Source organism: Lederbergia citri (genome assembly GCF_018343625.1).
In the GTDB taxonomy this organism is placed as follows: Bacteria; Bacillota; Bacilli; order Bacillales; family Bacillaceae_C; genus Lederbergia; species Lederbergia citri.
The window spans coordinates 1,438,711-1,451,559 of the sequence record NZ_JAGYPG010000001.1 but is presented as its reverse complement, the minus strand read 5'-3'; the positions used below and the strand labels follow the sequence as shown (position 1 = coordinate 1,451,559).

11 protein-coding genes are annotated in these 12,849 nt (G+C 35.6%); 7 read left to right on the top strand and 4 right to left on the bottom strand.

Annotated elements, in window-relative coordinates:
- The first annotated feature begins 138 nt into the window (after positions 1-138).
- Positions 139-1,359 carry an ATP-grasp domain-containing protein gene (locus KHA97_RS07360; protein ID WP_233713330.1) on the top strand — a complete coding sequence of 407 codons (1,221 nt, stop codon included), beginning with the start codon at positions 139-141 and terminating at the stop codon, positions 1,357-1,359.
- Between the two features lie 24 nt (positions 1,360-1,383).
- Here the strand turns inward: KHA97_RS07360 and KHA97_RS07355 are convergent, their stop codons facing one another.
- From KHA97_RS07355 to KHA97_RS07345, 3 genes are all read right to left on the bottom strand, one after another.
- On the bottom strand, positions 1,384-3,588 hold the full coding sequence (locus tag KHA97_RS07355) for a YheC/YheD family protein (protein WP_213124037.1): 2,205 nt from the start codon (positions 3,586-3,588) through the stop codon (positions 1,384-1,386).
- A gap of 148 nt (positions 3,589-3,736) precedes the next feature.
- Positions 3,737-4,162, bottom strand: a complete 426-nt coding sequence (locus KHA97_RS07350) for a CotY/CotZ family spore coat protein (protein ID WP_213124036.1) — start codon at positions 4,160-4,162, stop codon at positions 3,737-3,739.
- A 102-nt stretch (positions 4,163-4,264) separates the two neighbouring features.
- Entirely contained in the window at positions 4,265-5,464 is a 1,200-nt protein-coding gene (locus tag KHA97_RS07345) for an ATP-grasp domain-containing protein (RefSeq protein ID WP_213124035.1), read from the bottom strand.
- 164 nt (positions 5,465-5,628) lie between these two features.
- Between KHA97_RS07345 and KHA97_RS07340 the strand changes: the two genes are divergently transcribed.
- The 3 genes from KHA97_RS07340 to KHA97_RS07330 all read left to right on the top strand — a co-directional run bounded on the left by KHA97_RS07340 (position 5,629) and on the right by KHA97_RS07330 (position 8,523).
- Complete coding sequence (locus tag KHA97_RS07340) at positions 5,629-6,597, top strand: ROK family protein (protein WP_213124034.1); 969 nt, start codon at positions 5,629-5,631, stop codon at positions 6,595-6,597.
- Positions 6,598-6,736: 139 nt separating this feature from the next.
- Positions 6,737-7,885 carry a galactonate dehydratase gene (dgoD, locus tag KHA97_RS07335; protein WP_213124033.1) on the top strand — a complete coding sequence of 383 codons (1,149 nt, stop codon included), beginning with the start codon at positions 6,737-6,739 and terminating at the stop codon, positions 7,883-7,885.
- On the top strand, positions 7,879-8,523 hold the full coding sequence (locus KHA97_RS07330) for a bifunctional 4-hydroxy-2-oxoglutarate aldolase/2-dehydro-3-deoxy-phosphogluconate aldolase (RefSeq protein ID WP_233713329.1): 645 nt from the start codon (positions 7,879-7,881) through the stop codon (positions 8,521-8,523). The genes dgoD and KHA97_RS07330 overlap by 7 nt, the downstream gene beginning before the upstream one ends.
- Before the next feature lie 50 nt (positions 8,524-8,573).
- On the opposite strand, the gene KHA97_RS07325 is transcribed toward KHA97_RS07330, so the two are convergent.
- Positions 8,574-9,560, bottom strand: coding sequence for a LacI family DNA-binding transcriptional regulator (locus KHA97_RS07325; RefSeq protein WP_213124032.1), 987 nt, complete (start codon positions 9,558-9,560; stop codon positions 8,574-8,576).
- A 458-nt stretch (positions 9,561-10,018) separates the two neighbouring features.
- Between KHA97_RS07325 and KHA97_RS07320 the strand changes: the two genes are divergently transcribed.
- The 3 genes from KHA97_RS07320 (at position 10,019) to KHA97_RS07310 (ending at position 12,822) form a co-directional block, all read left to right on the top strand.
- Complete coding sequence (locus KHA97_RS07320; protein WP_213124031.1) at positions 10,019-10,786, top strand: sugar phosphate isomerase/epimerase family protein; 768 nt, start codon at positions 10,019-10,021, stop codon at positions 10,784-10,786.
- Between the two features lie 154 nt (positions 10,787-10,940).
- Positions 10,941-11,897: an ABC transporter permease gene (locus KHA97_RS07315; RefSeq protein ID WP_213124030.1), complete on the top strand. Its 957-nt coding sequence runs from the start codon at positions 10,941-10,943 to the stop codon at positions 11,895-11,897.
- A gap of 28 nt (positions 11,898-11,925) precedes the next feature.
- The gene (locus KHA97_RS07310) at positions 11,926-12,822 is read left to right on the top strand and encodes a carbohydrate ABC transporter permease (RefSeq protein WP_213124029.1); all 897 of its coding nucleotides are present in this window, start codon (positions 11,926-11,928) and stop codon (positions 12,820-12,822) included.
- Positions 12,823-12,849: the final 27 nt, after the last annotated feature.

Sequence of the window (12,849 nt, the reverse complement as noted above, 5' to 3'; positions counted from 1 at the left end):
ATCTTCTTCACTTAATACATAAAAAGACTAATTTTCGTATTCATCGGCCTCTCATGATAGGTAACTATACATAAAACGGTTTGTTTCATAAATATATAGCGAGTTATTTTTATTGAAGCTTATTAGGGAGTGGGCCGTTTGAAAACAATAATCTTTATAGGTACAAATAAATCTGGATCAAGTAGGGAGGCAATTAAAGCTGCGGAACAATTAGGGTACTTTACTGTACTTTTTACGAAAAATGAGAGACAGATTCAACAAAGAGAAGAGTATAATGATGTTCATGAAATGATTTATGTTGACACTGGTAATTTCTCTGAGATGAAAAGTGTAATTAACAAATTGAAGCAAAAGGGACATGATATCAAAACGATTGTAAGTTTTCTTGATTCTACTGTTCGTATCGCTTCACTGCTTTGTGAGGAATTTTGTCAAAATTGTACATCCTCAAAAGCTATTCAGATTATGGAAAATAAAGAAGAAACAAGGTCGTTTCTAAAAGAAAAATCTTATACACCGAAATTTTTTATTATAAAACCGGGGGAATCGATAGATACGATCAATGAAAAAATGAATTATCCGCTTATTGTGAAGTTCCCGAAATCAACTGGTTCCAAGGATGTAATATACGCTGCGAATAAATCAGAGTTGAATAAGCATACAGTAAGCTTGCAAGAGAAAAATCCTGGTGAGCCAATGATTGTTGAAGAGTATGTTGAAGGAAAACAATATTTAGTTGAGGCAATTGTCCATAACAATAAGATCATGATAGCCGGGATTATCGAACAGGATATTATTAGAGGGCGAAGATTTATCATTACGGGGTACGGGGTTCTAGTAGAACCTCCAGTTCATTTAAAGAATCGTATTGAGAAGCTGTTGGATTCTGTCGTCTCAAAATTCAACATTAAGAATGGTGTTCTCCATCTTGAGTTTAGAAATACAAGTAAAGGATTAAAGTTAATTGAGATTAACCCGCGAATATCCGGAGGAGCCATGAATAGCATGCTAAAGGCAGCGTTTGGTTATAATCTGGTAGAGGAAACACTGAAATTATTTTTAGGAGAAACTCCGTCCTTGGAGAGGAAGGAAAAAAATCATGTTTATACTCAGTACTTAATTGTTACTAAAAAAGGAATATTAGAAAAGGTTACTGGGAGAAATAGAGCCCAAAAATCAGAAGGAGTAGTGGAAGTATATATTAAGCCAAGAAAAGGGGCCAGGCTTACACCTCCATTATCCTTAGGACATCGATACGCATATGTGATTGCTAAAGGGAAAAGTATAGATGAAGCAAAAAGACATGCTAAAAATGCTGCAAACGAAATTACATTTCATTTAAAAGAGGACACCAATTAAAAGGTGTCCTTTGTTCTTTCTGTTTTAGCCATACGTTTTATCTAAAAACTTTACCGTTTCAAACATGTTTGTTTTACTTGCACCTTTTACTAATATCGTATCATTTTTCCTAATGATTTTCGGTAATAGATCATGTAATTTGTCTTTATCGGTAAAATGATAAACTCTTTCCGACGGGAATCCTTTTGCTTTTGCATGGTTGCTAATTTCATCTGTTCTAAAACCGTATGTGATTAAATAGTCTATCTTCTTGTTCGTAACATACTCGCCAACTTTACGATATTCCGCTTCTCTTAAGTCGCCCAATTCCCTCATTTGTCCGATAATAGCGATGGTGCGATGTTTACCAACATTGGATAGGACATCAATAGCGGCACGTACACCTTGTGGGTGGGAATGAACAGTATCATCAATAACGGTAATATTATTTTTGCAATTATAGATTGTCAATCTTCTTGGTGGTTTTTTGAAGACTAAGCCTGCTTTTATATCCATAGGTGAAAATCCTAGCTGGTCTGCCACAGCAATGGCATTAAGGGCATTATAAACATGATGTTCCCCTAAAATTGGTATAAATAGTTGTAATACTTTGCCATGCAGTTTTATTTTAAATTGCATGCCCTCTTTAGCATATCTTACGTCATATGCTCTATAGTCTGCTGGAGATTTTATCCCAACAGTAAGGATTTTTCCTTTAAATCTATGAGTCTCCAAATATCTAGAATTTGCATCATCTTTATTTACGACTAGCAATCCAGTTTTATCCATACCGTGGATTAGCTCTGACTTTGCGTGAGCTACTCCTCGTATATCACTATTAAAGTTTCCTACATGAGCCAAGCCTATATTTGTCACAATACTAATGTTTGGTTTAATAATTCTACAATGCTCAGTAATAACTCCAGGATAGGCCATTCCATATTCTAAAACAACCGCGTCATGAGTGGAGTTGATAAGCTCCTTATGTTGTTTTGTATGTTCTGTCGTATTCCAATAATCTTTTGATTCAAACACATTCCATTTTTTCGATAAAATAGACGCAAGGAAGGCTTTTGATGTTGTTTTTCCAGCACTTCCTGTAATAGCAATAATAGGAATTTTCCCTTTTTTATCCGATGTTGCCACTTTAGGAGCTTTTGCCACCATTGATTCATTCCTTTCCCTCTTTATTTGCCCCATTTTAGCTTTTAATGGTTTTTGATTATTAGCTAAGTACATTGCATATCCAATCGTATTCTTGACAACATCCAACTCCAAATAAAAAGCAGGTGGACAGCCTGGACGCCAATTCACTTCATAGATCCATATTTTATTGTTTTTATCTAACCCGACATCTATGCCGATTTCGTCAATAACTTCGCCGTATTGTGTCATTTGAATTTGATCCAAGTGTCTGGCAAGAGATAGGGAAAAATGTTCAAGCTTTCGTTTAATATTAAATGCTTCTTCTTTAAATTCTTGTTCTAAAAATGGATCTAAATAATTTGTATAGCCACCATTATTGATATTTGCAATAATTGATCCCTTTGGTGCAATTCGTGGATATATGGTGGTGATCACCCATTTTCCTTCTCCATTTTTTTGAACATGAAGTCTAAAATCATATACTTGCCCTGACTTCGTTACTGAAGTTATATACGGCTGTAATATGTGAATACCGGTTGTTAATTTTTGCTTAATTAGAGCGTTAAGTTGTTGAGTCGTATATAATTTACTGTTTGAATTAGTTTGTACTTGGAAACCATTTGCTTTTTTAGTGATGAATAAGATACCTTTTCCTTTGCGCCCGTCAATGGGTTTAAATACTACTTTATCGTATGCAGCAATGAATTTAAAAAAGCTATCAGCAGATTTAATGATTTCTGAAGGAATCAGATAATTAGCAAATTCCTTAGCCTCTTTAAGTCGTTGTTGCACATTCCATTTATTTCCGATCGAATGAGTAGTAAAAGGAATTTTTTCTTTTAATTTTTGTATAATTTCTTTTGATCTTGCTAATTTTTCTGGACTTCCTGCATTATAAATAACATCCGGGAAAGGCATAGTTCGCTCTATCCACTTCCCGTTTTCGTACACTTGTCCCCGTATTGTATTATTAGCAAAATTGACTTTGCCAGGGGAGAAATAGAAGAATTTCGCTCCTTCCGCTTTGGCCACAGCCGCAAATGCATACGACTTAATGACCGTATTTGGATCTTTCCGATGATGTAACATTCCTATCAATGTCATTGCATAATCTCCTTTTATAATTCTTGAATCCTTGTATATTAGATTCATTTCCTTTTAATTTTGAAACTGACAGACGTTTAGTTTTGGGTATGATTGAAGCGAGAAATAAAAAAATCACCCTATTAGTTTGCAAGGGTGAAATTAGCGATTAATATTTTGGTTCAACAATGACTTTTCTTTTTACATAATCTACATCTAATGGTTGGATACCATGAATATTGGATAAATCAATAGTTGTAAATGTGTTAGTTTTTTTTAGTTTTATGAGATCAATTATCGAAAGTGTATCTTTTCCTTTTATGTCTAAGGGACGTAGTAAAGAAACTTGCACCTCATATCTTTTTTGATCGATTGATTCGATGCGAAAAAAATTTGTTACAAAGGTTTCTTCATCCTTAGTTTTATCCTTACCCATCCGATTTAACACCCCTTCATTTGTATACATTATGAAAGGGATTGTATCTACACCTACTAAATCAGAAAGCTTGCTCCCAAAATATTTCGATGAGGATTCTGTTAATAAGTCCTGTAATGATTTTAATTCGATAAGTGCGTTGCATATAATTTGCTTCATATTATGTCAGCTCCCCTCGTTGGTCCTTTGTAATATCATATTGTACGGAGAAGGGATGGTGAGATTGAAATCGGAATATAGACCTAGGCTTTATTCCTATTTTTAAAATGGGTCTAGATAAAATTGTATTTCTTTTGAAGCATTTATGGCATTTTTTTTTGCAGCTTCCATTGATTCGCCAACAGCTATTACACATGCATAACGATTTCCCATAGAGTAAGGCTCGGTTAACACATCTCCTTCATTAGGCTTGATATAAACATGTTTTACTCCTATATGTTTCAAAGCTTTTTCTTTTCCTACAACTTTAAGGAGTGTACCTCTTGATTTGATCGTTACATATCGTGAGTATACATTGTCTTTTTTAGTATGAACAAGAGATGGATGTTCACCCAAATTCATTTTAATGATTTCTTTTATGAGATGTATGCCAGTTCCTAATTCAATCATTGAATTGATATATCCTCCAGACATTCTTGGATTAATCTCTACTAATTTCCAATTATCTTGCATATATTTCATTTCTAAGTGACATGCACCATTTGTGAATCCGAGTTCTTCAATAATTTTCTCTATCGTTTTGACTAACTTTTCTTCTATTTCTTTTTTTAGTCCGGACGGATATTGATAGCCAACTACGATAATTTTTCCTCCGTTTGCAACTTCTTGTTTAATGATGGCTGCGATTGATATTTCACTATTGTATACGATAATTTCAATTAAATATTGTGTCCCATGTAAATATTCTTCTACTAATATAGGGGAAGAACAATCCTTTTTTTGTAAAATTTGAATACCCTCTTTTAAATTTTCGATGCAATCTACGAAAATAACATCCTTGGATCCATTCGAGATAGGGCTTTTTACAATCAGCGGAAAGTTCATGTAGTTGATTTCATTTAATGGAGTATATGGATCAACGATTGAGTAGGAAGGGGAGGATGGAAGATTTTTTAGTTTTTCCCTAAACATTATTTTATTTTCCATTAAGGAAAGGGAGTCTATCGATAGATGCACCAATCCGAGTTTCTTAGAAAGATTCGCAGCATATGAGACAAAGGGATCAATAAAACTTAAGCAAGCACGAATATGTTTTCCTTGCTCTTCCAATTTTGTAATCTCATCAAAAATTATTCTTTCATTAAATAGATCCTCTGTATAAATGATGTTATCAACATCAGAAAACTGAAGATTTTTTCTGTTAGTAAATAACACTATACAATAGCCCATCTCTTTTGCAGTCGTCAACGCCTCCTTGCTCGTTCCCGTTTTGTTGCTGCCAATAAAAATGATTGTTTCCAATTTTTCATTCAGTCCCTTTTTGTACATTTATTTTTTATTTTATGTAAACGTTGTTTGCAAAGGGAAATAAAATTTTTAGAATCAAAAGAGTTCATTGCACGATCTATTACAGCCATGATAAAATCCATCTTAATAAGAAATATATTTTGCAGAGGGGCGATCGTATGGGCAAGGGAGTAATCGGAATTGATATCGGGGGGACTAATACAGTTATTGGAATCTTTAACGATGATTTGGAATTGCTTGAAAAAGTGAGTATTCCTACGCTTAAGCCATATTTTCCAGAAAAGACAAATAATCCAGAAGAATTTTTTGATTTAATTGCCGACAAAGTTAACAAACTCGTCAAAAACAATGGCTATGAAAATAAAGTAGCATGTGTCGGAATTGGCGTTCCTGGAAAAGTAAATCCTAATACTGGCATAGTGATAAGGGCAGTCAATTTAGGTTACGAGGAAGTCCCGTTTGCATTAGAAATGGAGAAAAGATTGGGCGTACCAGTATTTATCGATAATGATGTACGCAACTATACGCGGGGAGAAGCATTGGCAGGAAGTGGTAAAGGTGCTGAAAATATAATTTGTATCACGTTGGGGACAGGGATGGCCGCTGGAGTGATGGTAAACGGGCAGATGGTGACAGGCTCCGATTTTTATGCTGGAGAATTAGGACATGATCAGGTTTCAGGGGTAAATTATCTTTGCAATTGTGGAAAAGTAGGCTGCCTAGAAACGATTGCATCTGCCAGTGGGATTAGCAGGTTAGCTCAAGAAGCAGTCCAAGCTGAGAAAGAAACGATTTTAAAAGCAAACGATGGTACGATTTCTTCAAAGGATGTATATATGGCTTGTTTACAAAATGATTCAGTTGCGATTGAAATATTTGAATTTGTCGGTAAAACTTTGGCTAATAAACTTTTAACTGCAACGTTTTTGTTAAATCCTGAAGCCATCATTATTGGTGGAGGAGCTGCCTCTGCTGGGGAGTTTATATTAGATCCAATCCAAAAGGTTTTTGAAAATCATTATGCAAATAGTGAGCTGCCAAATTTGGTGATTGGTAGTCTAGGGGATTCTGCAGGTTTGATTGGTTCAGCACATCTAGCGATGGCTAAATGTAAAATTAAGGATTAAGCTATTGGACCATATAAATGGATTGAAAGAAAGGGGTCTATAAGGCTTCAATCTAATTGAAAGCGCAAACAATTGGAGCGGGTAAGAAATATAAAAGAATGCAATGTTTACAATTCGTGAAAGAAAAGGTGGAAATAAAGTGAAGATTACTAGTTTTGAACTTTTCCAAGTTCCCCCTAGATGGCTTTTCTTGAAAATTGAAACAGATGAAGGAATTGTTGGATGGGGAGAGCCAATTGTTGAAGGAAGAGCGGCAACTGTAAAGACGTGTGTGGAAGAATTAATGGGATACTTAATTGGAAAAGATCCTTTGCGAATTGAAGATCACTGGAATGTTATGTATAGATCTGGTTTTTACCGCGGAGGTCCCATTATTATGAGCGCAATTGCTGGAATTGACCAGGCGCTTTGGGACATAAAAGGTAAATTTCTACATGCGCCAATATATCAATTGTTAGGGGGAGCATGTAGGGAATCGATTCGTGTATATTCGTGGATAGGAGGGGATAGGCCAGTAGATGTTGGAATGGCAGCTCGAGCGGCAGTTGATAATGGTTTTACCGCCGTAAAGATGAACGGAACAGAGGAACTTCAATACATTGATTCCTACAAAAAGATTGATGAAGCTGTCGAGAGAATTGCAGCTGTACGAGATGCCGCTGGTGGTGAATTAGGAATCGGAATTGATTTTCATGGTAGAATACATAAACCGATGGCAAAAATATTAGCAAAAGAATTAGAGCCATTTCGCCCGATGTTTATAGAAGAGCCAGTTTTGCCTGAAAATAATGAAGCACTTAGAGATATTGCAAGTTCGACAAATATTCCAATCGCAACAGGTGAAAGAATGTTTTCTCGCTGGGATTTCAAACATTTACTACATGATGGATATGTAGATATTATTCAGCCAGATCTTTCGCATGCAGGTGGTATTACAGAATGTAAGAAAATTTTTTCAATGGCGGAAGCGTATGATATTGCAGTAGCACCTCATTGCCCGCTTGGTCCAATAGCACTTGCTGCATGTTTACAAGTGGATGCGACGGCACACAATGCATTTATCCAAGAACAAAGCTTAGGCATCCATTATAATCAAGGAAATGATTTATTGGATTATATTAAAGATCGAACTGTATTTTCGTATAATGAAGGTCATGTTGCAATACCAGAAGGTCCAGGACTTGGAATTGAAGTGGATGAGGAATATGTCCGTAGGATGGCCGAAATTGGGCATGACTGGAAAAATCCTGTATGGCGGCATCGAGACGGGAGTATAGCAGAATGGTAGAGTTACCTATGAGTATAATAAAAAATGTAGAAAAAGAGAAAATAATCGTTATAGCTAGAGGGATAAAAGAAGAAGACAGCCTTCCGATTGCCGAAGCTTTAGTAGAGGGAGGAATCCGTTTTATAGAGGTAACAATGAATACAGAAGGGGCATTGAAGATTATTGACAAATGGCGAAATTATTTTAAACATGATGACGTTTTTATTGGTGCAGGAACAGTATTAAATACTGAAATGGCATCCAATGCGATACAGGCAGGGGCTCAATATATCGTTACGCCGAATCTTGATGAAGAAGTAGTCGAACGGGCTTGTGAACATGGAATAGAAATATTCCCTGGAGTAATGACTCCAACTGAAATAATGAAGGCGTTAAAAGCGGGAGCCAAAGCAGTGAAACTATTCCCGATGGAATCCCTTGGTTTAAATTATTTAAAGGAAATTAGAGCACCTTTATCTGATGTAAAAATGATTGCTACAGGTGGAGTAAATCTAAGCAACATTCGAAATTATTTTGAGCTTGGTGTTATTGGGGTAGGGATTGGAAGTAATATTATAGATAAAGCTATGATCGAACAGCGAAATTTTACAGGGTTAACGGAATTAGCAAAGAAATATTTAGAAGCGATTAATGGATAGATCAAAATGGATGATGGACAAGGTACGTATTTTCATCCTTGTCCATCATTTTAGCTTAATGCTTCTTTTTTTACTTCATTTACAGAGCCGCCTTTAATTAGTGAAACTGGTATTATTTCCTTTGCTACCTTTTGATTGGAAAGTAATTTTAACAAATTCTTAGCAGCTAATGCACCCCATTTACGTTTAGAATAATCGACGGTAGCTAGCTTTGGAGTAACGTACTGGGATAGTTCAGTATGATCGAATCCAATTATATGGAAATGCTCACCTACACGAAAATTTGTTTTTGAAAGATAATCATACATACCTATCGCCATATTGTCGTTTAAACAAAAAACCGCAGCTGGTTCATTATATTCCTGAACCATTTTTTCCGCAGCTAGTTCCCCGGATTGCTTGTCAAATGTACCTTCAATTTCATAATACTCAATATTTTTATGAAGCTTTAGTTCTTCTCTTACAGCTAGAAGGCGCTCATTGGCATCATAGGCATCTGAGTGCCCTTTTACGATGTACAATTTTTTATGTCCATTTTCAAGTAAATAGTCAATTGCTAATTTTGCCCCGTTACTATTATCAAGCAATATTTGATTAATATTAGGATGATCGATTTCTCGATCCAATACGACAATTTTATGACCTTGATTGGCATGTTTAATCAATTCTTCGCTAGAAAAGCCCGCGTCAAGAATAATCGCCCCATCAATAACCTGTTCTGGTAAAAAACGGTGTGAATTTTCTCCATAACAAACAATCACTTCATAATCAGTATTAGAAAGTGTTTCATAAATCCCTTGTAAAATGGGACCGAAAAAGCTCCCACTATAATCAAGAATAAAAAATATACCAATTATTTTTGTCTCTTGTTTCTTTAATGAACGTGCTGCTGCATTTGGAACATAATGTAATTCGTTTGCAATCTCCAGAATCTTTTTTTTAGTAGCTTCTGGAATTTTAGTACTTCCATTAAGTGCATAGGAAACAGTCGCGATGGAGACGCCTGCTTTTTTAGCAATGTCTTTCATACCTATCACGATTTTCCACCCCCAAATAAAATAATATGATACCGCTTTCATGATAATAACTATTTTACAATAATATGAGAAATAAGTTAATCGTTTAAAATAAATTTTTTAAAAATAGTAGATATATGTCGAAATATCTGTATAATATCAATTATTAGAAATATAATTTCGACAAAAAAGGATAAGAAAGAGAAAAATATGTATTGAAAGAAAGAAAAATTTGGTATACAATTACATCAGTTGAAACGATTAACCAAAATTAAATATTTTTCAATTTGAAAACGTTTAATAGAATGAATTTTTTCAACAGGTTTTGATTGCAGATTTTCAAAATAAGTAGATTTAAAATAAAATATCATTTCTTTTTTAAATATTTTAAAATAATAAATCTTCTTATTATCACCATAGAATTTAAGAGATGTCAAAAAGTCTGCATTATGCACAAACAATAGAAATGGGGATGTAAAATGAGAACGATTCCAGTTGCTGTTCAAATGTACACTTTGCGTGATGAAAGCGCTCAAGATTTTGCTGGGACGCTGAAAAAAGTTGCTGATTTAGGTTTTGATGGTGTGGAATTTGCAGGGTATGGTGGGTTAGAAGTGAAAGAAGTAAGAGCACTGCTTGACGAGTATGGGCTTAAAGCTGCTTCAAGTCACGTTTCCCTTGACGCTTTAGAAAGCGATTTAGCGGCAGTCATTGAAGATCAAAAAATCCTTGGCAGTAACTATATTGTATGCCCTTTCCTTATGCCAGACCGTAGAAGTGAAAAAGATTATAAAGAACTTATTTCATTCTTGGAAAAAGCGGGGGAAGAATGCCGCAAAGAAGGCATAACACTTTGCTATCATAACCATGATTTTGAACTTGAGCGTTTGTCAGACGGAAGAACTGCGCTTGAAAGTATATTTGAAGATGTAAGTTCTGAAAATTTAGAAACAGAATTAGATATTTATTGGTTAACAAAAGCTGGTGAAAATCCTGTTGAATGGATTAAAAAATATCAAAACAGAACTCCATTAGTTCATTTAAAAGACATGACAACTGATGAAGAAAAGTTTTTTGCTGAGCTTGGTACAGGTGGAGTAGATATTGAAGCAGTATTAAATATTGGCGAAGAAGCAAATGTGAAGTGGTGGGTAGTAGAGCAAGATGCGAGTCGCAAAACCCCGTTTGAAAGCATTGAAATTAGTATTAACTACTTAAAAGAAAAACTGCCGTATCTATCTAAGTAAGAATTTCTTATAAGATTAGATACTTCCATAGTAAGAAAATGGATCTTATATCAAAACTTGTTAGTTAAATAGAATTAGAGAAATTAACAATAAGTTAGATATTTTTGATAAAACAAAATTTATTATATCTTCTAAGGGTAAATGGGGGGACAATATGGAAAAGGCAGTTGCAAATAAAGATGTCTTGATAGTGCCAAAAAAGAAATCGGTCTTCTTAAGACTATTGAATCAATGGGAACTCCAATTAATGGTTATTCCGGCGATCATTTTCATCTTTATTTTTAGTTACATTCCGATGTACGGAATTATTATGGCATTTAAGGATTACAACATATTCAAGGGGATTGCAGAAAGTCCTTGGGCTGGTATGAAACATTTCAACATGTTTTTTTCAGCTCCAGAATTTGGGCAAGTAATGAGAAATACGCTAGTGATCAGCTTTCTGAAATTTTTCATTGGATTTCCGGCACCGATCATTTTGGCCTTAATGTTAAACGAAGTAAGGAATATGGTCTTTAAGCGTGTTGTTCAAACCGTGAGCTATCTACCTCATTTCATATCCTGGGTTATCGTGTCAGGATTTGTTATGTCATTATTGTCGACAGATAACGGAAGTCTTAATATCGCCTTGGAAAAGATTGGAGCTGTTAACGAACCAATCAGTTTCCTAAGCATTCCGAAATATTTTTGGGCAATCTTAGTTACGACGAATGTATGGAAAGATATCGGTTTTGGATCGATCGTTTACTTGGCCGCTATTGCGGGTGTCGATCAGCAGCTTTATGAAGCCGCAGCCCTTGACGGTGCAAGCAGATTCAAACAAATATATTTAATTACCATTCCTTCTATCTTGCCAGTTATCTTAATTTTCATGATTTTGGCAATTGGAAACTTATTGAATGCTGGTTTTGAGGACATTCTCCTATTAGGCTCTAACCCAGTTGTAAGGGATGTATCCGATGTTCTGGATACGTACGTTTACCGACGTGGTATTCAGCACTCGTTATTTTCCTATGCAACCGCTGTCGGATTATTTAAAGCCATCATCAGCGTAGGCTTGCTCACATTGGCAAACTTCTTGTCAAGAAGAGCAGGAAGCAGCCTGTGGTAAAAAAAGGGAAAGGGGAGGAGGAGTCCACATGTTAAAAATGACAACTGGCGATCGAGTGATGTCGATTACCATATATATCATGCTTACAATATTAGCTTTTGTTACCTTTTATCCGTTCTGGAACGCGTTGGTCATCTCGTTTAACAGCGGAGTCGATACGATGAAAGGTGGAGTTACCTTTTGGCCAAGGGAGTTTTCTTTGGACAATTACGGTGTCGTCTTCCAGGATTCTCGTCTCCTGAATGGATTTTTAATCTCTATTCTTCGTACCGTAATCGGAACGGCAACAGCTGTTATGTTTACTGCGATTTTCGCATACGGAATGTCGAGAAGAGAATTGATTGGTAGAAACTACTATATGATTTTCTGTGTCGTCACGATGTTTTTCAGTGGTGGTTTGATTCCTACGTTCCTATTGATTAGAGGATTAGGACTTTTCAATACATTTTGGGTCATGATTATTCCAGGCTTAATCAGCGTATGGAATATGATCATCTTCCGGACCTTCTTCCAAGGCTTGCCTGCAGGGCTTGAAGAATCGGCTAAAGTTGATGGATGTGGATATTGGGGAACATTCTTCAGAATCATCCTTCCGCTTTCCGGTCCAGTAATCGCAACATTATCTTTATTTACAGCTGTTTATCATTGGAATGATTGGTTCTCTCCAAGCATCTATATTTCAGATCAAAAATTATTGCCAATCCAAACGATGTTACAGCAAATCCTTAGCTCTAATATTATGACGGAGCAAATGGCTCAGGCTGATTCAACTGCTGCAGCTCATATGCAGAAACTAAAATCAGTTTCTACAAAATCCCTATCGATGGCGACCATGATGGTTGCAACGATACCGATCATTTGTGTATACCCATTTGTTCAGAAGTACTTCGTTAAAGGGGTATTGGTCGGCTCTTTGAAAGGGTAATCAACTTGATTTAAAGTGCAAGCTTTA

Coding starts and splice junctions, on each gene's coding strand:
- KHA97_RS07315 (WP_213124030.1), top strand. CDS start 10,941: ATGGAAAAGGCAGTTGCAAATAAAGATGTCTTGATAGTGCCAAAAAAG.
- KHA97_RS07350 (WP_213124036.1), bottom strand. CDS start 4,162: ATGAAGCAAATTATATGCAACGCACTTATCGAATTAAAATCATTACAG.
- KHA97_RS07340 (WP_213124034.1), top strand. CDS start 5,629: ATGGGCAAGGGAGTAATCGGAATTGATATCGGGGGGACTAATACAGTT.
- KHA97_RS07310 (WP_213124029.1), top strand. CDS start 11,926: ATGTTAAAAATGACAACTGGCGATCGAGTGATGTCGATTACCATATAT.
- KHA97_RS07355 (WP_213124037.1), bottom strand. CDS start 3,588: ATGACATTGATAGGAATGTTACATCATCGGAAAGATCCAAATACGGTC.
- KHA97_RS07330 (WP_233713329.1), top strand. CDS start 7,879: ATGGTAGAGTTACCTATGAGTATAATAAAAAATGTAGAAAAAGAGAAA.
- KHA97_RS07320 (WP_213124031.1), top strand. CDS start 10,019: ATGAGAACGATTCCAGTTGCTGTTCAAATGTACACTTTGCGTGATGAA.